The organism is Cognatundibacterium crateris (genome assembly GCF_010078235.1).
Classification (GTDB): Bacteria; Pseudomonadota; Gammaproteobacteria; order Burkholderiales; family Burkholderiaceae_D; genus Undibacterium; species Undibacterium crateris.
Map to the genome: position 1 here is coordinate 121126 of NZ_JAABOS010000007.1, position 23167 is coordinate 144292.

Annotated in this window: 22 protein-coding genes and 2 tRNA genes; 3 read left to right on the forward strand and 21 right to left on the reverse strand. The window is 51.2% G+C overall.

Going from position 1 to position 23167, the window contains the following annotated elements; genetic code table 11:
• The first annotated feature begins 9 nt into the window (after nucleotides 1–9).
• Both EYB48_RS13810 and EYB48_RS13815 read left to right on the forward strand, forming a co-directional pair.
• A tRNA-Leu gene (locus EYB48_RS13810) sits at nucleotides 10–94 on the forward strand.
• 169 nt (nucleotides 95–263) lie between these two features.
• Nucleotides 264–348, forward strand: a tRNA-Leu gene (locus EYB48_RS13815).
• 170 nt (nucleotides 349–518) lie between these two features.
• On the opposite strand, the gene EYB48_RS13820 is transcribed toward EYB48_RS13815, so the two are convergent.
• The 21 genes from EYB48_RS13820 to surE form a co-directional block, all read right to left on the reverse strand.
• Nucleotides 519–1061, reverse strand: a complete 543-nt coding sequence (locus tag EYB48_RS13820; protein WP_162020951.1) for a phosphoribosyltransferase — start codon at nucleotides 1059–1061, stop codon at nucleotides 519–521.
• A gap of 16 nt (nucleotides 1062–1077) precedes the next feature.
• Complete coding sequence (locus tag EYB48_RS13825; protein ID WP_162020952.1) at nucleotides 1078–2391, reverse strand: adenylosuccinate synthase; 1314 nt, start codon at nucleotides 2389–2391, stop codon at nucleotides 1078–1080.
• 3 nt (nucleotides 2392–2394) lie between these two features.
• Nucleotides 2395–3546 (reverse strand): ATP phosphoribosyltransferase regulatory subunit, encoded by a 1152-nt coding sequence (locus EYB48_RS13830; protein WP_162020953.1) that lies wholly within the window; start codon nucleotides 3544–3546, stop codon nucleotides 2395–2397.
• Between the two features lie 97 nt (nucleotides 3547–3643).
• Nucleotides 3644–4546, reverse strand: coding sequence for a protease modulator HflC (gene hflC, locus EYB48_RS13835; RefSeq protein WP_162020954.1), 903 nt, complete (start codon nucleotides 4544–4546; stop codon nucleotides 3644–3646).
• The gene (gene hflK, locus EYB48_RS13840; protein ID WP_162020955.1) at nucleotides 4546–5820 is read right to left on the reverse strand and encodes an FtsH protease activity modulator HflK; all 1275 of its coding nucleotides are present in this window, start codon (nucleotides 5818–5820) and stop codon (nucleotides 4546–4548) included. Before hflK ends, hflC begins: the two co-directional genes overlap by 1 nt.
• Nucleotides 5821–5856: 36 nt before the next feature.
• Nucleotides 5857–6984 carry a GTPase HflX gene (gene hflX, locus EYB48_RS13845; protein ID WP_162020956.1) on the reverse strand — a complete coding sequence of 376 codons (1128 nt, stop codon included), beginning with the start codon at nucleotides 6982–6984 and terminating at the stop codon, nucleotides 5857–5859.
• 38 nt (nucleotides 6985–7022) lie between these two features.
• The gene (gene hfq, locus EYB48_RS13850) at nucleotides 7023–7259 is read right to left on the reverse strand and encodes an RNA chaperone Hfq (protein ID WP_162020957.1); all 237 of its coding nucleotides are present in this window, start codon (nucleotides 7257–7259) and stop codon (nucleotides 7023–7025) included.
• 155 nt (nucleotides 7260–7414) lie between these two features.
• On the reverse strand, nucleotides 7415–8755 hold the full coding sequence (gene der, locus EYB48_RS13855; protein ID WP_162020958.1) for a ribosome biogenesis GTPase Der: 1341 nt from the start codon (nucleotides 8753–8755) through the stop codon (nucleotides 7415–7417).
• A 5-nt stretch (nucleotides 8756–8760) separates the two neighbouring features.
• Nucleotides 8761–9906 carry an outer membrane protein assembly factor BamB gene (bamB, locus tag EYB48_RS13860; protein WP_162020959.1) on the reverse strand — a complete coding sequence of 382 codons (1146 nt, stop codon included), beginning with the start codon at nucleotides 9904–9906 and terminating at the stop codon, nucleotides 8761–8763.
• A gap of 11 nt (nucleotides 9907–9917) precedes the next feature.
• A complete protein-coding gene (locus EYB48_RS13865; RefSeq protein ID WP_162020960.1) occupies nucleotides 9918–10568 on the reverse strand; it encodes a YfgM family protein in 651 nt (216 codons plus the stop codon).
• 15 nt (nucleotides 10569–10583) lie between these two features.
• Complete coding sequence (hisS, locus tag EYB48_RS13870) at nucleotides 10584–11942, reverse strand: histidine--tRNA ligase (RefSeq protein WP_162020961.1); 1359 nt, start codon at nucleotides 11940–11942, stop codon at nucleotides 10584–10586.
• A 66-nt stretch (nucleotides 11943–12008) separates the two neighbouring features.
• Entirely contained in the window at nucleotides 12009–13256 is a 1248-nt protein-coding gene (gene ispG / locus EYB48_RS13875) for a flavodoxin-dependent (E)-4-hydroxy-3-methylbut-2-enyl-diphosphate synthase (protein WP_235935138.1), read from the reverse strand.
• Between the two features lie 14 nt (nucleotides 13257–13270).
• On the reverse strand, nucleotides 13271–14230 hold the full coding sequence (locus EYB48_RS13880) for a helix-turn-helix domain-containing protein (protein ID WP_162020963.1): 960 nt from the start codon (nucleotides 14228–14230) through the stop codon (nucleotides 13271–13273).
• Nucleotides 14223–15032: a type IV pilus biogenesis/stability protein PilW gene (pilW, locus tag EYB48_RS13885; protein ID WP_328823413.1), complete on the reverse strand. Its 810-nt coding sequence runs from the start codon at nucleotides 15030–15032 to the stop codon at nucleotides 14223–14225. Before pilW ends, EYB48_RS13880 begins: the two co-directional genes overlap by 8 nt.
• Complete coding sequence (gene rlmN, locus EYB48_RS13890) at nucleotides 15029–16186, reverse strand: dual-specificity RNA methyltransferase RlmN (protein ID WP_162020964.1); 1158 nt, start codon at nucleotides 16184–16186, stop codon at nucleotides 15029–15031. Before rlmN ends, pilW begins: the two co-directional genes overlap by 4 nt.
• A 79-nt stretch (nucleotides 16187–16265) precedes the next feature.
• Entirely contained in the window at nucleotides 16266–16691 is a 426-nt protein-coding gene (ndk, locus tag EYB48_RS13895) for a nucleoside-diphosphate kinase (RefSeq protein WP_050412223.1), read from the reverse strand.
• A gap of 148 nt (nucleotides 16692–16839) precedes the next feature.
• Nucleotides 16840–18177 carry a 23S rRNA (uracil(1939)-C(5))-methyltransferase RlmD gene (gene rlmD, locus EYB48_RS13900; RefSeq protein ID WP_162020965.1) on the reverse strand — a complete coding sequence of 446 codons (1338 nt, stop codon included), beginning with the start codon at nucleotides 18175–18177 and terminating at the stop codon, nucleotides 16840–16842.
• A gap of 105 nt (nucleotides 18178–18282) precedes the next feature.
• On the reverse strand, nucleotides 18283–19317 hold the full coding sequence (gene rpoS / locus EYB48_RS13905) for an RNA polymerase sigma factor RpoS (RefSeq protein ID WP_162020966.1): 1035 nt from the start codon (nucleotides 19315–19317) through the stop codon (nucleotides 18283–18285).
• A gap of 162 nt (nucleotides 19318–19479) precedes the next feature.
• Nucleotides 19480–20463: a peptidoglycan DD-metalloendopeptidase family protein gene (locus EYB48_RS13910; RefSeq protein WP_162020967.1), complete on the reverse strand. Its 984-nt coding sequence runs from the start codon at nucleotides 20461–20463 to the stop codon at nucleotides 19480–19482.
• Between the two features lie 37 nt (nucleotides 20464–20500).
• A complete protein-coding gene (locus EYB48_RS13915; RefSeq protein WP_162020968.1) occupies nucleotides 20501–21313 on the reverse strand; it encodes a protein-L-isoaspartate(D-aspartate) O-methyltransferase in 813 nt (270 codons plus the stop codon).
• Nucleotides 21310–22062 carry a 5'/3'-nucleotidase SurE gene (gene surE / locus EYB48_RS13920; protein WP_162020969.1) on the reverse strand — a complete coding sequence of 251 codons (753 nt, stop codon included), beginning with the start codon at nucleotides 22060–22062 and terminating at the stop codon, nucleotides 21310–21312. The genes EYB48_RS13915 and surE overlap by 4 nt, the downstream gene beginning before the upstream one ends.
• Before the next feature lie 106 nt (nucleotides 22063–22168).
• Here surE and EYB48_RS13925 point away from each other — a divergent pair, with 106 nt between their 5' ends.
• The gene (locus EYB48_RS13925; protein WP_162020970.1) at nucleotides 22169–23149 is read left to right on the forward strand and encodes an NADPH:quinone oxidoreductase family protein; all 981 of its coding nucleotides are present in this window, start codon (nucleotides 22169–22171) and stop codon (nucleotides 23147–23149) included.
• The last annotated feature ends 18 nt before the right edge of the window (nucleotides 23150–23167 follow it).

Consider the following 23167-nt stretch of genomic DNA (forward strand, 5'->3'; position numbering starts at 1 on the left):
TCTTCCGTTGCCCACGTGGCGGAATTGGTAGACGCGCATGGTTCAGGTCCATGTGCCGCGAGGTGTGGGGGTTCGAGTCCCTCCGTGGGCACCAAGATTGCTAGGCCCGGTCAATGAAAATTGACCGGGCCTTTTGCATTGTTCAGCCCGCAATCACCCCAGAATCAACACCCTTTACCAAGCACCCTGCCACCGCACAGCATAAATTTCCCTTACCCCCTGTGCAAACCACGCACATTACCCTATAATAGCGGTCTTCCGTTGCCCACGTGGCGGAATTGGTAGACGCGCATGGTTCAGGTCCATGTGCCGCGAGGTGTGGGGGTTCGAGTCCCTCCGTGGGCACCAAGATTGCTAAGCCCGGTCAGTGAAAATTGACCGGGCTTTTTGCATTCTGCACCCGATACCCACCCTTACACTCACCTCACCAGCAACTGTCCGCACCGAACCCAGTCACATCCTTTACGTACACATAAAAAAACAGAAGCCTGAGCTTCTGTTTTCAAATTGGGCCAGACTTACGCAGTTTCGCCTCTTTTCAGCCACGCATTCAACTGATGCGGACGGATACCGTCATATTCTTCAAACGGCTGATGTATCCATGGGTTCGTAGGAAGGTGATCCACATAATAATCTGGCTCTACTGTAGAGCATGCTTTAAACCAGATTACCGCGGACTTTACCTCAGTCACACCAGGGAAATTTTCACGCAGATGATGCAATACACGCTCCAGGGTAACGCCGGAATCGACCAGGTCATCCACCACCAGAACACGTCCCTGCAAAGAACCCTTAGTCATCGAAATGTATTTACCGATATCCAGCGAGCCCTGCACAGTGCCTGCTTCTTCACGGTAAGAGCTGGTCGACAAAATCGCCAGCGGCACATCGAAGATACGCGAGAAAATATCACCAGGACGCAAACCGCCACGCGCCAGACACAGTACCTGATCAAACTTCCAGCCTGACTCATGCACCTTCAAAGCCAGCTGTTCGATAGAACGGTGATAAGCGTCCCAGGAAACCCACAGGTGCTTATCGTCAGATTCAGGAGTATTCATATTTCTTATTTCTTTCTTAATTAAACGGATGACGCAGAACGATAGTTTCTTCGCGATCCGGGCCAGTAGAAACCATATCTACCGGCACACCAACCAACTCTTCAATACGTTTGATGTAATTGCGCGCATTCAGCGGCAACGCTTCCATCGTTTTAGCACCAACGGTGGACTCAGTCCAACCTGGCATTTCTTCATAGACAGCCACACAACGGGATGCCTCTTCCGCGCCGACCGGGAAAATGTCAACTGGCTTACCATCGATCAGATAACCTGTGCACAGCTTCAGACTTTCCAGACCATCGAGCACATCCAGCTTAGTCAGGCACATGCCGGACACACCGTTAATTTGCACCGAACGCTTGAGCAAAGCTGCATCAAACCAGCCGCAACGACGCGCACGGCCAGTCACAGTACCAAACTCATGACCAACGCTGGCCAAATGATGGCCGACGCCTGCATCGGTAGGCAATTCAGACGGGAAAGGACCGGAACCCACACGGGTTGTGTAGGCCTTAGTGATGCCCAGAATGTAGTGCAACATGTTAGGGCCAACACCGGCACCAGCTGCCGCATTACCGGCTACACAGTTACTCGATGTGACAAAAGGATAGGTACCATGATCAACGTCCAGTAAACTGCCCTGCGCACCTTCAAACAGCAGGCTGGCACCCGCTTTATGCGCGGCATACAATTCACTCGACACATCCGCCACCATAGGACGCAGGCGCGGCACCAGGGCCAGCGCATCATCCAGCGTTTTCTGGAAATCCACCGCAGGTGCATGCAGATAATTCGTCAGCACAAAGTTGTGGTAATCCAGATTTTCTTTGAGTTTTTCTGCAAAGCGCTCTGCATTCAACAAGTCAGCCACGCGGATTGCACGGCGCGCTACTTTATCTTCGTAAGCAGGGCCTATACCTTTGCCGGTAGTACCGATTTTTGCCGCACCACGCGCCGCTTCACGCGCTGCATCCAATGCAGTGTGATAAGGCAGAATCACAGGGCAAGCCTCGGAAATCTTGAGGCGCGAAGCGACTTCAACACCATTCGCTTGCAGCTTATCGATTTCACGCAGCAGATCAGGCACGGATAACACCACGCCATTACCGATGTAGCAGGCAGTACCTTCACGCATAATCCCGGACGGGATTAATTGCAGCGCGGTTTTCTGGCCACCGATGACCAGCGTATGACCTGCATTATGACCACCCTGAAAGCGTACTACGCCCTGTGCATGATCAGTCAGCCAGTCTACGATCTTACCTTTACCCTCATCACCCCACTGAGTACCGATAACTACGACATTTTTTGCGATTTTATTGTTCGACATCACTTAGTCCACATTTTGAAGAATCCAATTTTCACCATCGAAAACAACTACGCGATTGCAGTCGAATTCGTCTTGTTCATTCTCATGACCTGGCATGCTTTGTATAACTACTTCACCAGCATCACGCAATGCTTTAATTTTTTCACGCAACGCAGAATCACGGCTCCAGGGAGCGCGGATGGCGACTTTACGTCCCGCAGCAGGCATCAGCCTGGCCAGTTCGCGCAAATCGAGCGAGAACCCGGTCGCCGGACGCGCCCTGCCAAAAGCCTCACCCACATGGTCGTAGCGACCACCACGTGCTACTGCATTCGGTAAGCCGCTGACAAAGGCACTGAACATCACACCACTGTGATAGTGGTAGCCACGCAAATCGGCCAGATCGATGATGACATGATCTGCGCCAACCAGATTAGACAATACTTCGAGTTCACTCAATGCTTTTTCTATGCCAGCCACTTGCGGCAGACGCATACGCGCGGTTTTGAGTATGCTCACATCGCCATATAGCGAAGGCAAGGCCAGCAAAGCAGACCGCACTACCGGTGCATAGGCAGCACTGATCGCGTCTATACCAGGCACATCCTTCGCTTCCAGCAAGGCATACAGCTTATCTTCGTCAGCCTTGGCACGCGCATCCAACTCCAGGATGGAGCGCAACACACCAACATGGCACAGATCCAGACGCACATTATTAACGCCAACCGCCTGCAGGCAACCGATCACGATTTCATGGATTTCCGCATCCGCTTCCAAGCCAGCATGACCATAGATTTCAGCACCGATCTGAACTGGCTCACGGGTTGCATGCAAACCCGAAGGACGGGTATGCAATACACTGCCCGCATAGCACAGGCGAGTCACATAATTGCGATTCAACAAATGCGCATCGATGCGAGCCACCTGGGTCGTCATATCCGCACGCAAACCCATGGTGCGGCCAGAAATCTGATCCACCAGTTTAAAAGTACGTAAGTCCATATCCTGCCCGGCACCGGTCAGCAAGGACTCGATGTACTCCAGCATAGGCGGCATCACCATTTCATAGCCGTAGAGGCGGAAATGATCCAGAAAAACGCGACGTAAATCCTCAATCTTGCGCGCCTCAGACGGCAAGATATCTGCAATATTCTCAGGTAAAAGCCAGTTTGGCATGAAAAACATTCAAAAAAAGAAAGACCGCAACAAAATGCGATCCGCACCGGTTAAGGTGCGGATCGCTAGTCTGGGTCAGTAAGTCAGGATGAAACGCTTATTTCGTTTTCGCTGGCGCGGCAGTCGCACCGGCAGGATTAGAACCCTTAAAATATTTGAAGAAATCAGAACTAGGATCAACCACGATCACATCCGATTTGCTCCGGAAAGTGCTGCGATAGGCTTCCAGACTCTTATAGAATTTATAAAATTCTGGATTCTGTCCAAATGCCTGCGCATAAATCTGCGACGCTTCAGCATCACCAGCACCCTTCATTTGCTCCGCTTCGCGATAAGCCTCCGCCAGAATCACAACACGCTGGCGGTCAGCGTCAGCCCGAATTTTCTCAGATTCTGCCGCGCCAGTCGAGCGCAATTCGTTCGCAACACGTGTACGCTCCGCCTTCATACGCTCATACACAGAGTTATTAATCTGCTCTACGTAATCAACGCGCTTCAAACGTACGTCAATAATATCCACACCGATCTGACGTGCTTCTTCAGTGACCTTGGCTTTGATCGCTTCCATGACTTTGCCGCGTTCGCCGGAAATCACATCACGCACTGAACGCTTGGTGATTTCATCATTCAAAGCAGCTTTCACGATTTGCGATAAACGGTCCTGGGCCTTACGCTCATCACTGCCAAAACTCACGAAGTAGAGTTTAGGGTTAGTGATTTTCCACTTCACATAAGAATCCACCAAAATGTTCTTTTTCTCGGCAGTGATGAAACGATCTGCTTCGGCAGAGTCTATCGTCAGATTGCGCTTATCTAAAAACAAGACATTCTGAAACGGTGGTGGCAACTTGAAATGCAGACCAGGTTCACTGATCACGGACTTCACTTCACCGAAGGAAAAGACGATAGCGTGCGACTTTTGATCAACCACGAAAATTGTCGAATACGCGAAGATCAGCGCTGCCACTAAAGAGGCGAATACACTAGCTAATTTACTCATTATCTTGTCTCCCGATCACGAGAATCACGGCTATCTCTGGATCGCCCATCTTTACTGTAACGCATTTCAACGGTAGGAATCTGCTCAGTTGCAGGCGGCGCCACCGGAGCCACTGGTTTTGCAGCAGGATCAGGCGTCTGTAGCATTTTATCCAATGGCAGATACAACATATTACTGCCTGCTTTGGTATCCAGCATCAGCTTGCCAGTACTGGAGAATATCTGTTGCATGGTTTCCAGATACATGCGATCGCGGGTCACTGCAGGTGCTTTCTGATATTCAGACAAGACCTGTTTGAAACGGGATGCATTACCTTCAGCGTTCGCCACCACACGTGACTTATATCCTTCAGCCTCTTGCAACAAGCGCGACGCTTCACCCTTAGCCTTAGGAATTACTTCGTTGGCATAGGCCTGGCCTTCATTTTTCTGGCGTTCTTTATCCTGTCCGGCTTTTACCGCATCATCAAATGCTGTCTGCACTTGTTCCGGTGGCTGGACACCTTGCATGGTGACGTTGGTGACCAATACGCCTGCGTTGTAGCGGTCCAGTATCTGCTGCATCAATGCGCTGGTGTCGAGCGCGACTTTTTCACGCCCCTCATACAGCACGAAGTCCATCTTGCTCTTACCGACGATTTCACGAATCGCAGTTTCAGCAACCTGACGTATCATTTCATCCTGATCGCGGCTGTTGCCGAGTTCGCGGTTGTTATACAACCATTCAGCAGCGCTCTTAAGCTTGTACTGAACTGCAAACTGAATATCAACAATGTTTTCGTCATCCGTCAGCATCAGTGATTCTCTGGCCTCTTTCAACTTCACCGATTTGCGGTAACCGACTTCCACAGTACGCACCTGCGAAACGTTGACGATTTCATGATGCTGAATAGGATAAGGCCAACGCCAGTTCATACCGGCACCGGTAACGTGACTGTATTTTCCAAAAGTGGTAATGACTGCAGTCTGCCCCTCCTGAACGATGAACACACCGCTGACCAGCCAGACAAAGGCAAATACAACGGCGATTGCACCTACGCCAAAACGGGCGCTGGCAGGATCAGGGGAGAAGCCATTGCCGTCACCGCCGTTACCACCATCTTTACCGCCCAGCAAACGCGCGATGCGCTGATTCAGATCTTTCCAGACCTGATCCAGATCCGGCGGCGTATCGGGAGATTTTTTATCGTCCTTAGGATTGTTAGATCCTCTTCCCCATTGCGGGTCATTTAAAGACAAAGTCAAACCGATTCTTTTGAGAAACGAAGCAATCATTCTTTTGCTATCCAAAATTAGTAGGTTGGACTACTGTTACAAAAAACGGATATCGTCGGGATCAGGTGCCTGGCCCTTTTTCCCCGAAATCTGTTGCGCCTTTTGCAGCGCAAAATCCGCAACTGCCTGCCTCAATAAATCAAGGCCAGCACCAGTTCTTGCACTTACGGAAATACGTTCGATTCTACCATACTCGTCATAGCCGACACTGGGCGCAGTATCTGTCAAATCTATCTTGTTGAAGACGATCAACTGCGGCACATTATCCGCACCAATTTCTTTCAGAACCAGATTTACCTGTGCCATCTGATCCTCGCGTACCGCACTGCCCGCATCCACCACATGCAGCAACAGATCTGCATGGATAGTCTCTTCCAGGGTCGCCTTAAACGCGGCGACCAATTGATGTGGCAACTCACGAATAAAACCAACGGTATCTGAAATCACGATGCTGCCAGATTCACCCAGATACAAGCGCCGCGAAGTCGTGTCCAGCGTTGCAAATAACTGATCTGCTGCATAGGTACCCGCCTTGGTCAGCGCATTGAACAAAGTGGATTTTCCTGCATTGGTGTACCCGACCAGGGACACCGTAAACTCTTGATTCCTGCCTCGCGCGCGGCGCTGGGTTTCACGTTGCTTCTGTAACTTATCCAGACGCGACTTCAGCATCTTGACGCGATCGCCAAGCAAGCGTCGGTCCGTCTCCAGCTGGGTCTCACCTGGACCACGTAAGCCGATACCACCTTTTTGACGCTCCAGATGGGTCCAGCCCCGCACCAGACGGGTCGCCAAATGCTGCAACTGAGCCAGCTCGACCTGCAGCTTACCGTCATGGCTTTTTGCTCTTTGCGCAAAAATGTCCAGTATCAGGCTGGTACGGTCCACAATACGCACCTTACAAACGCGCTCCAGATTCCGCTGCTGAGCAGGGGATAAGGCATGATTAAAGATGACGACCTCTAACTGATCGTCAGCCACCAAATCTGCTATCTCCTGCGCTTTACCAGAACCAACAAACAAAGCTGCATCAGGCGCATTGCGTTTACAAGTCAATACATGTGCCGGCTGTACACCGGCAGATTGGCTTAGCAGCGTTAGTTCTTCCAGACTTGCAGTCGTATCTTCCCGACCAAAATCAACCCCGACAAGAATGGCACGCATTAATCTGCCAACCTAAAGAAAATACAAAAATTCAAAATTTACTCAGCGTCCGCTTCAGAATTGATACTCACCGCACGGGCTGGGACGACGGTAGAAATGGCGTGTTTGTATACCATTTGTGTCACTGTGTTGCGGAGCAAGACCACATACTGGTCGAAAGACTCAATATGTCCTTGCAGTTTAATACCGTTAACCAGATAAATAGAAACAGGAATATGTTCCTTACGCAAAGCGTTCAGAAACGGGTCTTGTAACAATTGCCCTTTATTACTCATAGCAGCTCCATTGTGTTGTTGTGATCAGGAGATTGGGGCGAATTGCTCAGTATCAAGCCCTACCCCAAGTTGTATTACGGAATAACTCTAAACTACATTTTATCTTTAGCGCAAATTGATTATTGCTAAAAATAAAAATTTTTAAAAAATGAACATCATTTCGACTTATCGAAAGGATTTTTACCGGAGCGCATTTCTATACGCAGCGGAGTACCCGTCAGCGAGAAAGTTTCGCGGAAATGCTTTTCCAGATAACGCTTATAGACATCACCCACCGCATCCAGCGCATTGCCGTGGATAACGATAATCGGCGGATTCTGACCACCCTGATGCGCATAGCGCAATTTAGGACGGATAGAGCCTTTACGCTTAGGTTGTTGATGCTCAACCGCCTCAATCAGGGCACGTGTGAGCTTAGGCGTAGACAGATTCACCATCGCTGCTTCGTAAGCTGCATCTATCGACTTCATTAAAGGTCCTATGCCTGTCGACTTGAGTGCAGAGATAAAGTGAAATTTTGCGAAAGTCAGGAAATTGAGCTTACGTTCAATATCCATCTTGATCTCATCACGCCTGTCGCTTTGCAAGCCATCCCATTTATTCACGCCAACCACCAGGGCACGGCCAGACTCCAGAATAAAGCCGGCAATATGCGCATCCTGTTCAGAAATATCCTGCTGCGCATCCAGCATCAACAAAACCACATTGGCTTCTGAAACGGATTGCAGGGTTTTGACAACAGAGAATTTCTCAATTGCTTCAAATACCTTGCCGCGACGACGGATACCCGCCGTATCGATGAGGGAGTAATTTTTCCCATCGCGCTCAAACGGGATTTCTATCGAATCACGGGTAGTGCCCGGCATATCGAATGCGATCACACGATCTTCACCCAGCAAAGTATTGACCAGCGTCGACTTACCCACATTAGGGCGACCAACGATAGCGATACGTATGCCTTTTTCTTGCGGCAGCTCAGACTCGTCCTCGGCAGGACGCTGAGTAAAGGCGATATCCAGCGCTTCTTCCACCAGATCGGCAACACCATCACCGTGAGCCGCAGAAATCACATACGGATCACCCATGCCTAATTCGTAAAAATCAGCTGTGACTGAGGTGTAACGCATACCCTCTGCTTTATTCACGACCAGCATGACTGATCTGCCTGATTTACGCAGATAATCAGTAATTGTTTTGTCGTGCGGGGTAAGTCCCTGACGACCATCAACGATAAAAATAACCACATCGGCTTCAGCGACCGCCTGCTTGGTCTGCTTGGCCATTTCGTGAACGATACCTTCCTTGGCAACAGGCTCGAAACCACCTGTATCTATCACCAGAAAGGGACGCTCTCCAACCCTGCCCTCACCGTAGTGGCGATCTCGGGTCAAGCCCGGTAAATCGGCCACCAGGGCATCACGTGAACGGGTGAGCCGATTGAACAGCGTGGATTTGCCGACATTAGGTCGACCTATAAGTGCAATAACCGGCTTCATTTAATTTATTCGGTCGCGATAGCGACAACTGATCCTGACTTTGTTTGAACAATCAGATTCGATCCCGCCACAACTGACGTTCCCAAAATCTGACTACCATCGGTACTGAGACGACCGATGAAAGAACCATCTTCTCTTGAGAGAAAATGGAGATAACCTGCATAATCACCGACAACCACTGCACGCCCAAAAGAGACAGGTGCAGACAACTGACGATAACCTAACTTTTCATTTCTCCAGGCACTGGCGCCACCCTCTTTTGCATACGCATTCACTACGCCGGCCAAATCGGCAGCAAACACGAAACGCTCGTCGGCACCAACACCAACCTGGCTGGACAAATTCTTGGTCCAGCGCACTGCACCTGTTTTCACATCAAAACATCCCACCCGGCCCTGATAAGAGCTGGCACAGACATCTTTTCCAACCACAAATGGCAATCCGGATACGTCAGCCACACGCTCCAGCTCGGTCGCACCTTTCGGCTCACCAACCACAGCCTCCCAACGCACGCCGCCATTGCTGAGCGCTAAAGCCAGCATGCGGCCACCCGGCAAAGCGACAATCACTGTATCGTTGTAAATCACCAGACCAGGTGCTGCACGCAAGGTCAGCGCTGGCAACTGGCGTTCCACCGTCCATTTTTTTGCACCGCTATCGACATCATAGGCACTGATGCGATTATCACTACCGCGTACGATCACCAGTCCGCCACCAACCACAGGCGCAGATAACACTTCACTGCTTTCCTGAATCTTCCATTTCGCTGTGCCATCCGCAGTAAACGCCTGCAAGCCACCTTTTTCTGCCGCAACGACTACGGTATTCATGCCAACACCGACGCCAGCAGTGAGCTTGACACCGGCGCTCACGCGCCAGTCAGTTTTTCCCGAAGCCTGATCAATTCTGATGACGGTACCATCTGCTGCAGCTGCATAAACTTTGCCAGCATCTGCTGCCGGTGCAAATAATTGGTTACCTGCGGAACCAACAGAAACAGACCACGCCTGGCGCACTGCCAGACTGGATTTAATCTCGACCAGCGCGACTGGCGATTTCGCATCCGATTTGGATGAAAACGGATTCAAAGAAGAACACGCTGTCAGACCTGCCAGCAAAGCGATAGGAAGCGACTTCAGAAACACATGCATACACACTCCGATTATTGTTTGTCCTGAGCTACAGCACCACCCAATGCATCCAGTTTCAACTGCACCAGTTGTTTGGCGGGGCTTTTGTCCGTCATTTTATCCAGAGCGAGCTGATAGGATTTTTTTGCATCCGCAGTATTACCCTGAGCTACCAGAATGTCCGCCTTGCGATCCGCAACTTCTGCCTGCAGCTCGGCCGGGAATTCAGCCGACAACACTTTCAGCGCTTCTTCATAGGCTTTTTCATCCAGCAAAACACCAGCCAGACGAATCTTTGCCAGCGCTTTATATTCTTCGTTTTTACCGGAATCAATCACCCATTGCAGATTTGCCTTGGCAGCCTTCAGGTCATTCGCTTCATACGCCGCTTTTGCCGTGGTCAGCGCAGCCATCGCCGCATAATTTGTAGAAGGATATTTCTCCTTCATATCGGCCGATACGCGTTGAATTTTCTGCGCATCTTTAGCCGCCACAGACTTCGACAATTCTTCAAATAACTGAGAAGCCTGACCCGACTGATTACGCTGATAATTATTCCACTGCACCCAGCCCGCATACGAGCCCAGCGCCGCGATCAGGGTCCAGGTAATCAGATTGCCATACTGCTTCCAAGTCGCTTTGAGGGTATCAAGCTGCTCTTGTTCTTCTAAATCGTAAGCCATATTTTTCTAATTTAATTAATGTAAATGAATATGATCAGGGTCATCGCAGCAGTCATCGCCGTGGTGCTCACCGGCGATCTGATCCAGCAAATAATCCACCACAGTGTCAAACGGCACAGTCACCTGATTTGTCTCCTGCTCATCAGCGCGCAAGGCCTTGACCGAAGCCTGCTGATTCACTGCTTCGTCCTCGCCTATGATAACAGCGTATGCTGCACCACTCGCATCCGCTTTTTTCATCTGCGATTTAAAACTACCGACACCGGTCGCCGTCGCACAATGCAACACCACGTTCAGACCCGCGTCACGCAAACGTTCACCCAGCACCATCGCCTGCATCTGCGCCTCAGTGGATTGATGCACCAGATAGACATCACATTGCGCAGGTTCGTGCATTTCACCGTTTGCCTTCATTAATTCCAGCAAACGCTCCATCCCCATTGCAAAGCCACAGGCTGGGGTTGGCTTACCGCCAAAGGTGGAGAACAAGGTATCGTAACGACCACCGGCACACACGGTACCCTGAGAACCTAACTCATCGGTCACCCATTCGAATACTGTGCGGTTGTAGTAATCCATGCCACGCACCAGACGAGGGTTAATCGTGAATGGCACATTGTTTTGACGCAGTATCGCCTGCACCCCTTCAAAGTGGGCCAGCGACTCGCTGCCAAGATACTCGATCAGCTTAGGCGCCGCATTCACCATCTCCTGCATCGCCGGATTTTTGGTATCGAGTATGCGTAAAGGGTTTGCATGCAGACGACGCTTGGCTTCCGCATCGAGTATGTCGATATGCTGCTCGAAATAAGCGATCAGTGCCGCACGGTGTGCGTTACGTTCACCGGCATCACCGATGGAATTCAATTCCAGGCGTACATTCTGCAAACCCAGATCATCCCACAAGCGCTGACACATCAGGATCAGCTCTGCATCGATATCGGGACCGGTAAAGCCCAGTGCCTCAATACCGGTTTGATAGAACTGACGGTAGCGGCCACGCTGCGGCTTTTCATGGCGGAACATCGGTCCCACATACCACAGACGCTTAGGACCGTCATACACCAGATTATGCTCAATCGCAGCACGCACCACACCGGCAGTTCCTTCCGGACGCAGCGTCAGCTTATCGCCATTCATCGAATCTTCAAAAGAGTACATCTCTTTTTCGACGATATCCGTCACTTCACCCAGACCTCTGGCAAACAAAGGCGTAGGCTCAACGATAGGGGTGCGGATTTGTTGGAAGCCATAGCTTTTCAATACAGACTGCACTGTATTTTCCAACAACTCCCACATACCAGCGTCGGCAGGAAGAATATCGTTCATCCCTTTTACGCCAACAATTTTTTCTAGTTTTTTATTCTCTGACATAACAAGCCTAACAAATTAATCTTTCAGAACTGACCGCAGCGACTACAGCGCGGACTGAGCCCATCCTTATTTCTGAGCGTAATTGCGCTGCACATAGTCCAGCACGATTTTCTGGAATTCTTGTGCGATATTTTCGCCGCGCAGCGTCATCGCCTTCTCGCCATCAATGAACACCGGTGCTGCCGGTGATTCACCGGTACCAGGCAAGCTGATGCCGATATGCGCATGTTTGGATTCACCCGGCCCATTGACGATACAACCCATTACTGCGACATTCATATTTTCCACGCCAGGGTATTGTGTCTTCCAGACTGGCATCTGATCACGCAGGAAAGTCTGGATATCATCCGCCAGCTCCTGGAACACGGTAGAGGTAGTCCGGCCACAACCCGGGCAAGCGATCACCATAGGCGTGAATTTACGCAAGCCCATGGTTTGCAGTATTTCCTGCGCTACTACGATTTCCTTGCAGCGATCACCGCCAGGCTCAGGTGTGAGCGAGATTCGGATCGTATCGCCTATACCCTGTTGCAGCAACACAGACAAGGCTGCAGTTGACGCGACGATGCCTTTGCTACCCATGCCTGCTTCTGTCAGACCAAGATGTAAAGGATAGTCGCAACGCGCTGACAATTCGCGATAAACCGCGATCAGATCCTGCACACCGGACACCTTACAGGACAGAATAATCTTATCGCCGGACAAACCCAGCTCTTCTGCACGTTCCGCATTTTCAATCGCTGAAGTGATCAGCGCCTCGTACATCACGGACTGCGCACTCCAGGGCTGGGAACGGGCCGCGTTGGCATCCATAATCCGCGCCAGCAAAGCCTGATCCAGGCTGCCCCAGTTCACGCCTATGCGCACCGGCTTATCGTACTGGCAGGCGATTTCTATCATCTGCGCAAACTGAGTGTCGCGCTTCGCACCCTGCCCTACATTACCCGGATTGATGCGATACTTGGACAAGGCCTGCGCACACTCTGGTACTTCCTTGAGCAGGGTATGGCCGTTATAGTGAAAGTCACCCACCAGCGGCACATCAATACCCATTTTATCGAGCTGATTGCGAATATCCGGCACCGCCCGTGCAGCCTCATGATTATTCACGGTAATGCGAACCAGCTCAGAACCGGCACGTGCCAGTTCTTTGATTTGTATCGCAGTACCGATTACATCAGCGGTATCCGTGTTCGTCATCGATTGCACCACGACCGGAGCGCCACCGCCAACTACGACGATCTTATCGCCATAAACAACTTTTGCAGACCGGCGCTGCAGACGTGCTGCAGGACCAGAGACTATCTCAGACAAAAACGGATCCATTATTATTTAATATTCAGATTAATGACGTTAGTTTCTTTATTCACTGCGACGGGCATCGCAGCGCCACGCACCACAACATCCACACCAGCGGCATTACCGATTCTCAGTTGCAGAGGAAGCGACAAATCAAATTTTTCTTCAGATCCTGCTTTGAACAAACGGGATGCGACTACTTCACCATTTTCTTTTTTAACCTGCACCCAGGAATCCTGGCGGAACTTGAGTGTTAAGGCATTGTCCTGCACTGGGGTCTGCACTTCTTTTACAGGCGCGGGCTCCGCCTCAGCCGGCGCTTCCTTCACTGCAGATGCAGGGGCCTGCAAAATTTCAGTCAGGCTTTTCTCCGGCTGAATCTGATTCGCGACAGGCAAACTGGCGGGCTGGCTGACCTGCACTGACTCAGCCGCCACAGAGGCAGGCACAGGCTCAGCAGTTGGCGCCGCTACCGGTGCATTGAATGAAGCAAGCTGCCTCGCAAACCACTCCGTTTGCTCCAGCTTTTGCACACCGACAAAGACCAAAGCAGCCAGACCCAGCAATATGGCGCCGATCAGATACTTGCGATTGGTCTGATCAGACCTCGCAAGAAATCGGGTTTTCGATTCCAGAAAAGGTGTTGCCAACGTAGGACGAAAATCCGCCTCTACTGGCCTGTTGTGAGCTGCAACTGCAGGCAAAGTCACCAGTAAGGCCTGGGCATCGAGTTTCACCAACTTCGCGTAGGAGCGTATAAAGCCACGTACGATCACCATCTCTGGCAACAAGTTAAATGCATTCGCTTCTATCGCCTGTATCTGCTTAGGCGACAGCTTTAAATGTTCAGCTACCTGATCCACACTCAGCCCCATACGGGATCTGGCTAGAGCGAGCTGCTGCCCGGCATCCTGTTTCAGGTCTTTTTCTTTTGCGGCCACATCTGATGAATTCGCATCACCAACCACATCCAAATCACCTTCACTCATCAAATGCACCCTTTTGCAAAAGCAAAAATTCTTTCGAACCAGGATGACGTCTGCGCAATTGCGTGGCCAGACCAGCAACTGCAGCCTCATCTCCAGACCGCTTTTCGATTTTGATTGCCAGCCAAAGCACATCGGCGGCCATCACTTCCATTTTCAGTACACGCCCGATATAAAAGCGGGCCTGAGCATAATCACCGCGGTCAAAATAAATCTTGGCCAGATTGGCATTAATACCCGGATTAGAAGGCTCCTGGCGGAAGCCCTGTAAAAAATACACTTCAGCCGCGCCAGAATCGCGCAGACGCAAGCTGCACAAACCTGCATTATTGAACGCCTTGCCCAGTGTCGCATAATTCGGGTCTTTCATCGCGCGTTCAAGATATTGCAGGCCTTGCTTTTCACGACCGTTCTGACACAAGAACCAGCCATAGTTATTCGCAATATCGACATTGGCAGGGGCTATTTTCAGCGCGCGCAAAAAATTATCTTCGGCCAGCTGTTTCTCGCCCATATCCATGAAAATCAGTGCACGCAATGCATAGGCATCGAGCAAGTCAGGGGTAATTGTCAAAGCCTGACGTATCTCTTCCAGCGCGACTTTTTGTTGCCCCTGCTGATAGTAGCCAACAGCGAGTTGCATGCGTATTGCAGCCCGCTTTTGCAACTCCTGTTTTTCCACTGATTCAGTCACGCCCTCCTTTTCCACATCGAGCGCGCCCTTTGAAGCACAACCTAACATTGAAACAGCCAGCACGAATGCGGCCAAGCGTTTATAACGTGTACTGAATCTGGAAAATATCACTGAGTAATCTCCACAATTTTGCCGAAATTTTCGCCAAACTTCTTCTGGTACTCTGCCATCTTTTGCATGCGTTCCTGCACCCGGGTACGGTCTTTCACTTCACCCGCCAACTGTCCGCATGCAGCATCGATATCATCACCGCGTGTTTTGCGGGTGGTGGTCACGATACCCGCATCCATCAACACCTGGGCAAATGCCTTGATGCGTGGATTGGCGGAACGTTTCAAGCCGGATTCCGGAAAAGGGTTAAACGGTATCAGATTGAACTTGCAAGGCACATCACGCACCAAACGTATCAATTCACGTGCATGCTCGTCGCTGTCATTTACACCATCCAGCATGCAGTATTCAAAGGTAATAAAGTCGCGCGGAGCAAACTCCAGATAGCGACGGCAAGCCGCCATCAGTTCGCTAAGCGGATATTTCTTATTCAACGGAATCAAACCATCACGCAGTGCATCATTCGAGGCATGCAACGAGACCGCCAGCGCCACAGGGCATTCCTGCGACAACTTATCCATCATCGGCACCACACCGCTGGTCGACACCGTCACACGGCGACGCGATAAGCCATAGGCATTATCGTCCAGCATCAGACGCAAAGCAGCAACGGTAGGATCAAAATTCAGCAAAGGCTCGCCCATACCCATCATCACCACGTTTGTGATCTGACGTTCACCCTTAGGGCCGGTCGCAATACCTTTGGTCTTACGCAATTCGAACTCAGCCATCCACAGCTGACCAATAATCTCAGACACACTGAGATTACGATTAAAACCTTGTTTGCCGGTAGAACAAAAACGGCAATTCACCGCACAGCCAGCCTGGGTAGAAATACACAGGGTGCCGCGGTTTTCTTCGGGAATAAACACTGTTTCAACAGCATTACCCTGACCCACATCAATTAACCACTTACGGGTACCATCCGATGAGGTGTTATCACTGATCACATTGGGCGCAGCTATCATCGCGCGCGTCGCCAATTTTTCACGTAAAGACTTCGCCAGATCAGTCATCTGATCAAACTGGCTCACACCAAACTGATGTATCCAACGCTGCAACTGCTTGGCACGAAACGGCTTTTCCCCCAACTCACCACAATAGGCAATGAGCTGCTCAGGATCAAAATCAAGTAAGTTTACAAGTGCCGTCATGACTTTTCTTTCGCCTGGCACCGCAAACACTGCTCGCGATGCCAGGACAAATCAAACTAAAAACAGATCCAGACCCGGATTAACGGGAGTAGACGTTCAATGCTGGGAAGTAGTAAGCGATTTCCACAGCCGCTGTTTCAGCAGCGTCAGAGCCGTGAACTGCGTTTGCATCGATGGAATCAGCGAAATCTGCACGGATTGTGCCTTTTTCTGCTTTCTTAGGATCAGTTGCGCCCATCAGATCGCGGTTTTTCAGGATTGCGCCTTCGCCTTCCAGAACCTGGATCATAACTGGACCGGAAACCATGAAGTCAACCAGATCTTTGAAGAAAGGACGCTCACGGTGAACAGCGTAGAAGCCTTCTGCTTCAGCGCGGGACAATTGTGCCATACGTGCAGCGATCACTTTCAGGCCAGCGCCTTCGAAACGGCTGTAAATTTGACCGATTACGTTTTTTGCAACCGCGTCAGGTTTGATGATAGACAATGTGCGTTCGATAGCCATCTAAAAACTCCAATAAAAAGAAAGGGTTAAGACAAAAACTCAAGAATTCATCTAACCTTAGATTTTAGCATGAATCAAACGCACAAACATGACTTGGCGGAAAGACAGCATATCTATCCGCCAAGATCATGTGTTGACCAGCTTATTCTCAGTCTGCCAGGTCAAAAACAGCCATAGACTCCACATGCGAAGTGTGCGGGAACATGTTGACGACACCGGCATAACTCAGACGATAACCGGCTGTAGTTACCAGGATGCCGGCATCGCGCGCCAGGGTGGATGGACTACAAGAGACATACACCAGCCGCTTAGGGCGCATTTCCGGCGCACGCTGAGACAATTCAGCCAGCGCCTGACACAGCGCCATCGCGCCATCACGCGGCGGATCGACCAGAAAACGGTCAAACTTACCCAGCGCAATCAAATCATCCGCAGTCACCTCAAACAGATTACGGGTACTGAAACTGGTTTTGTCGGACAAGCCATTCAGACGCGCATTTTCCAGCGAACGCTCAGTCAATGCCGTGCTACCCTCTATCCCCACCACTTCACGCGCCAGCGTCGCGATCGGCAAGGTAAAATTACCCAACCCACAGAACAGATCGGCGATCCGCTCATCTTTCTGCACATCCAGCAAACGCAAGGCACGCGCCACCAACACCCGGTTAATCTGATGATTGACCTGCGTAAAATCGGTAGGCTTGAATGGCATTTTGATACCGAATTCTGGCAACAGGTAATGCAAATCACTTTGCGCAGGATAATAAGGCTCGGCAGAATCCGGGCCTTTAGTCTGTAACCACCACTGCACCTGATGCTGATCCGCAAAGGCTTTGAGTTTCACCTCATCGTCCGCCGTCAGCGGCGCCATGATACGCAATACCATCACTGTCGCACCCTCACCGATGGCCAGCTCGATCTGCGGCAATTGCTCGACAATAGACAGCGAAGTAATCAAGTCACGCAAAGGCATCAACATGGCAGATACATGCGGTGGCAATATCTGGCAAGTTTCCATATTCGCCACGTAACGCGAACGCTTCTCATGGAAGCCGACCAGCACCATGCCTTTTTTGATCACATGGCGCACCGACAGGCGCGCGCGGTAGCGATAACCCCAGGTTGGCCCATAGACCGGGCGCAGCATAGTTTCCGCTTTGACTTTACCGATATGCCACAGGTTATCTTCGAGTACACGCTGCTTCATCGCGACCTGCGCATCGGCTTGCAAATGCTGCATAGAACAGCCACCACAAGTACCGAAAAACTCACACTTAGGTTCGACTCGCTGCGAGGATGCGCGGTGTATCGTTCCTAAAGTGGCCACTTCCCAGCTGGGTTTCTTTTTGTATGGGTTAAATTCCACCAGTTCGCCTGGCAATGCCCCCTCAACAAACACCACTTTTCCCTGGCTGCCGTCTTCATTTTGCAGATGACCAACGCCCCTGGCATCCATGTCCAGCGACTTAATTTCTAATGTATTCATGAAAAAAAATTCGGCACCCTGCGGTGCCAGTTAAGAAAATCCAAAAACGAATTATAAAAGATGTAGCCGCCTCAACGCAGTTTTCCATGCATGGAAACGGACAATTCAGATCAGCGCATCCCGACTGACGCCGCGCGACAGGAAAGAACGCTTCAGTTTGATCAATGCCTCTTGCTGTATCTGGCGCACACGCTCACGTGTAATCCCCATTTCATCGGCAAGGGTTTCTAATGTGGCCGGATCGTCGTTATCCAGACCGAAACGCCTGACCACCACAATACGCTGTTTATCGGGCAATTTTGACAGCCAGTCACGCACCAGCACCGTCATTTCATGATGCTCAGCCCGCGCATCCGGACCATCATCACTATCGCCGGGCAGCATATCCATCAGACTGGATTGCGGATCATTATCGAGCGGCGTATCGAGCGAAGTCGCATGCTCAGACAAAGCCAGAATATCCTGAATTTCATCGACTGGTCTGTCCACCAGCAAAGCGATATCTTCTAAATTAGCATCACGCCCGTCGCGCCGCTGCGATTCCAGGTGATATTTTGCTCTGAGTATCTGGTTCAACTCACGCACCATGTGCACCGGCAAACGTATGGTGCGCGCCTGATTCATGATGGCCCGCTCTATACTCTGGCGTATCCACCAGGTCGCATAGGTGGAAAAGCGGAAGCCGCGCTCAGGCTCAAACTTATCAATCGCATGCATCAGCCCCAGATTGCCTTCTTCTATCATATCCAGCAGGGCCACACCGCGATTGATGTAATGCTTGGCAATCGACACCACCAGGCGCAGATTGTGCTCTATCATTTTCTGCCTGGCTTCAAAATTCCCCTGCTTGGCCAGCGTGGCATAGTGCAGCTCTTCTGTCGAATCAAATAAAGGACGGGTGCCAATCTGATTCAGATAATACTGCGTGGTATCGGTCGATAATTCTGCCGCCAATACATTTTTCAATTCATCGATGGGGGCAACAACCAGAGAAACCGGATCAGTCGCCTGCGCAGAATCGCGCTCCTCATCATCGGCAGATTCTTCGGTTTCGTCGTCAGCAACATCCTCATCTGCTAACGCATCAATTTCACTAAAAGACGCTAACTCTTCCTTATGGCTATTTGCAGTTTTTTGCATAATGTAGACCAAAGCTGATTACGTTGATGAACATGGGATCAGTCCAGGAAGCAGAGTGACCTCGCTTACTACGTACTATGTTTCAGAGCCAGCATTAACAAACCAAATACAAAGCAAAAACAAACCAAATACAGCTTACAGGCTGAGGATAGCGCCAGGGAATTATCGTGCAGGCAGATATTTCAAAGGATCGACAGACTTACCATTCAACCTGATTTCGAAATGCAATTTAATATTATCACTATCTGAATTGCCCATTTCAGCAATTTTTTGCCCTTTTGCAATCATCTGTCCCTCCTTCACAACAATGGCTTTATTGTGTGCATAAGCCGACAATAAATTACTGTTGTGACGGATAATCACCAGATTGCCATATCCGCGTATGCCACTACCCACATACATCACACGTCCGGCTCCGGCAGCCAGAATATCCTGACCCGACTTACCCGGAAAATCCACGCCCTTACTTCTGCTTTCATCCGATGTGGCAAGCGGTTTTGCATCCACTGGCCATACCCACTCCACGCTGTCATTGTCAGCCACTGCAGGCTGAGCTGGTTTCTCTGCCGTTTTTTCCGGCGTTTTTTCCTGCGTTTTTTCGACTCCCTTAACTGGAACCACCACATCTGCACGTGCGACTACCGCAGGTGCACTGACATCCGGCTTTTGCAACTCAGCCAGCGTAGCCTCACTATAAGGGCGTTTATCGCCTTTAGGAGAGATCTTATTCGTCGATACCGGCGCAGATAAAGGCTTGACCTCAACACCTGAAGCGCCCACCACAGGGATAGTCTGTACCGCACCGGCAGTTGCCTGATCAGGCGAGCTGACACGCAATACCTGATCGACCTTGATGTCATTTGGATTTTTCAAATTATTCCAAACCACCAGATCGCTGTAACTATGACCGTGATCCAGCGCGATTTTGTACAAAGTGTCGCCACGCTTAACGACATAGGTTTTACCCGGCTCCTGCACTTTCACTACCGGCTTAGGCTGTGCTGGTTGCGGCACAGGCTCCGCCACCACAGGCGCAGGATTGCGGTCAACGATAGGCGCCTGATTCGGCACCGAAGTACAGGCGCTCAGCAAGCCAGCGAGCGCCAAGGGGAAGACGAGACTAAGTGTATATTCTGTTTTTTTCATGCTGATTCTGATTTGCCTGATGAAGAGCGCCTAAGGTTCACACCATGCCCGGCTGCAAAGGGACAAAATGACAGGATTCTATGATGGTTTTGCGCCATTCTTTCTGACTGAGGCGCTCAATCAGATGCAATTCCTGCTTCTTACCACCCACCGGCGCAACCAGACGACCTCCGATGCGCAATTGTTCCAGTAAGCCAGGCGGAATTTCCAAGCCGGCGGCAGCCAGTATGATACCGTCAAACGGGGCCACCTGCGGCAATCCCAGCATACCATCACCATATTGCAGGCGGATATTGGCGATGCGCATAGGACGCAGATTGCTTTTTGCCAGCTCATGCAAGGCCTTGATGCGCTCGATTGAGTACACATCTTTTGCCAGCAAAGACAAGACCGCAGCCTGATAACCACACCCTGTACCGATTTCCAGCACCCTGTCCATCATGGCACCGTTACGCAGGATTTCTATCATGCGTGCCACGATGTAGGGCTGAGAAATAGTTTGCTGATAGCCGATAGGCAAAGACGCATCGACATAGGCCTGACCAACCATGCCTGACTCCAGAAACAAATGCCGGGGTATCGCCTGCATCGCAGCCAGCACCAGCTCGTCTCTGACCCCTTGCTCCGCAACCCGCTGCACCATGGCACGGCGCACACCATCCGGCACCGCTGGCCGCTCAGTCACACTCGATACCGCCACTGGCACAGCCACCTTACCCAGACGCGCAGACTGCGAATTCTGCATTGCAGTCTGCGACGAGCCATCGACAATACGACGCTCCGGTCTGGCAGTTTTTTTATCGACCACAGAAGACAGCGACAGCGGGAAACGCTTCTCACCCGAACTCATAAGTCACCCAAAGTCCAGCCATCCACATTCAATGCATCCAGCTGACGGAAATTGGTCAGATCTATTTGCAGCGGCGTCACTGACACAAACGCGCGTGCAGTCGCATCAAAATCCGTCCCCTCGCCGCCGTCTCTGACTGCGCCGGGTGGCCCTATCCAGTAAATTTCACGCTCATGCGGATCACGCATCGCAATCACCGGTTCAGATGCATGGCGCTTACCCAGCCGGGTCTTACGCACACCCTGAATGTCTGCGCGTGGCAGATTCGGTATATTCACATTCAGCAAATAAGGCGCAGCCAGCCCAAACTCACCATGCCTGACCATTGCGGCCGCGATCTGCGCGGCAGATTCCAGCTCACGCCAGCCTTTATCCACTTGTGAAAATGCGAGCGCGGGAATACCAAACAAATAGCCTTCGGTAGCCGCCGCCACTGTGCCCGAATACAAGGTGTCGTCGCCCATATTCTGGCCCTGATTGATGCCGGAAATGACGAAATCGGGACGTTCGCGCATGATAGAAGTCAGTGCAATGTGCACACAGTCAGACGGCGTACCATTCACAAAATAAAAACCATTCGGCGCACGCTGTACCGAGAGCGGGCGATCCAGCGTCAATGCATTCGATGCACCGGAGCGGTTACTGTCAGGCGCGACCACCGTCACGTCTGCAAATTGCGACAACTCCTGCGCCAGTTGCTGGATGCCAGGAGCGAGATAACCATCATCATTACTGAGTAGAATTTTCATATCGGGCATTCTACCCGATGCACAAAAACAAATTTCTTTCCAATGAAAAAAATCAGGCATAATCAAAATCTAACGACCGTACTATTATTTAACCCGGAGACGAACAATGAAGGCTGTCGTATGCAAACAATGGGGACCACCTGAGACCCTGGAAGTCTGCGAAATTCCTGACTTAACACCAGGCCCGCAAGAAGTACTGATCCAGGTACAGGCAGCAGGCATCAACTTCCCCGATGTCCTGATCATCCAAAACAAATATCAATTCAAACCCGAATTACCCTTCACTCCCGGCAGCGAGGCATGCGGCATCGTGCAGGCCACCGGCGCTGAAGTAAAGCATTTCAAAGCCGGCGACCGCGTGATTGCCTTCGTTGGACATGGTGCATTTGCACAACAGTTATTAGCGCCGCAGCAGGCGATTTTCCCGGTTCCGGCCGGCATGGACGACGATACCGCTGCCGCCATCACCCTCACCTATGGCACATCGCACCATGCACTGCTGGACCGCGCACAGCTGAAAGCCGGTGAAACCGTGCTGGTTCTGGGTGCGTCCGGTGGTGTCGGCATTGCCGCGATAGAGATAGCCAAAGCCACCGGTGCGCGCGTGATTGCAGCCGCCTCCAGCGCAGAAAAGCTGGCTGTCTGCGTAGAACACGGCGCCGATATCTGCATCAACTACAGCGACGCCGACTGGCGCGATCAGCTCAAAGCCGCAACCGGCAAACAAGGTCCGGATGTGATTTTTGATCCGGTCGGCGGCGACTATGCCGAAGCCGCCTTCCGCTCCATCGCCTGGCGCGGCCGCTACCTGGTGATCGGTTTTGCAAATGGTGAAATCCCAAAAATCCCGCTCAACCTGCCCTTACTCAAAGGTGCCTCGATACTGGGCGTGTTCTGGGGCGATTTCGTGCGCCGTGAACCCGCCGCCAATCTGCAAGCGATGCAGCAACTGGTCGGCTGGTTCCATGAGAAAAAAATCCGCCCGCACATTTCGGGACGCTACAGCCTGAACGACTGCGCCACAGCCATGAATCTGCTAGTCGCCAGAAAAGCCACCGGCAAACTGATTATCCGGCCGCAGGATTAAGCTGGGGATCGCAAAAAT

Coding starts and splice junctions, on each gene's coding strand:
- EYB48_RS13820 (WP_162020951.1), bottom strand. CDS start 1,061: ATGAATACTCCTGAATCTGACGATAAGCACCTGTGGGTTTCCTGGGAC.
- EYB48_RS13825 (WP_162020952.1), bottom strand. CDS start 2,391: ATGTCGAACAATAAAATCGCAAAAAATGTCGTAGTTATCGGTACTCAG.
- EYB48_RS13830 (WP_162020953.1), bottom strand. CDS start 3,546: ATGCCAAACTGGCTTTTACCTGAGAATATTGCAGATATCTTGCCGTCT.
- hflC (WP_162020954.1), bottom strand. CDS start 4,546: ATGAGTAAATTAGCTAGTGTATTCGCCTCTTTAGTGGCAGCGCTGATC.
- hflK (WP_162020955.1), bottom strand. CDS start 5,820: ATGATTGCTTCGTTTCTCAAAAGAATCGGTTTGACTTTGTCTTTAAAT.
- hflX (WP_162020956.1), bottom strand. CDS start 6,984: ATGCGTGCCATTCTTGTCGGGGTTGATTTTGGTCGGGAAGATACGACT.
- hfq (WP_162020957.1), bottom strand. CDS start 7,259: ATGAGTAATAAAGGGCAATTGTTACAAGACCCGTTTCTGAACGCTTTG.
- der (WP_162020958.1), bottom strand. CDS start 8,755: ATGAAGCCGGTTATTGCACTTATAGGTCGACCTAATGTCGGCAAATCC.
- bamB (WP_162020959.1), bottom strand. CDS start 9,906: ATGCATGTGTTTCTGAAGTCGCTTCCTATCGCTTTGCTGGCAGGTCTG.
- EYB48_RS13865 (WP_162020960.1), bottom strand. CDS start 10,568: ATGGCTTACGATTTAGAAGAACAAGAGCAGCTTGATACCCTCAAAGCG.
- hisS (WP_162020961.1), bottom strand. CDS start 11,942: ATGTCAGAGAATAAAAAACTAGAAAAAATTGTTGGCGTAAAAGGGATG.
- EYB48_RS13880 (WP_162020963.1), bottom strand. CDS start 14,230: ATGAGTGAAGGTGATTTGGATGTGGTTGGTGATGCGAATTCATCAGAT.
- rlmN (WP_162020964.1), bottom strand. CDS start 16,186: ATGACGGCACTTGTAAACTTACTTGATTTTGATCCTGAGCAGCTCATT.
- ndk (WP_050412223.1), bottom strand. CDS start 16,691: ATGGCTATCGAACGCACATTGTCTATCATCAAACCTGACGCGGTTGCA.
- rlmD (WP_162020965.1), bottom strand. CDS start 18,177: ATGAATACATTAGAAATTAAGTCGCTGGACATGGATGCCAGGGGCGTT.
- rpoS (WP_162020966.1), bottom strand. CDS start 19,317: ATGCAAAAAACTGCAAATAGCCATAAGGAAGAGTTAGCGTCTTTTAGT.
- EYB48_RS13910 (WP_162020967.1), bottom strand. CDS start 20,463: ATGAAAAAAACAGAATATACACTTAGTCTCGTCTTCCCCTTGGCGCTC.
- EYB48_RS13915 (WP_162020968.1), bottom strand. CDS start 21,313: ATGAGTTCGGGTGAGAAGCGTTTCCCGCTGTCGCTGTCTTCTGTGGTC.
- surE (WP_162020969.1), bottom strand. CDS start 22,062: ATGAAAATTCTACTCAGTAATGATGATGGTTATCTCGCTCCTGGCATC.
- EYB48_RS13925 (WP_162020970.1), top strand. CDS start 22,169: ATGAAGGCTGTCGTATGCAAACAATGGGGACCACCTGAGACCCTGGAA.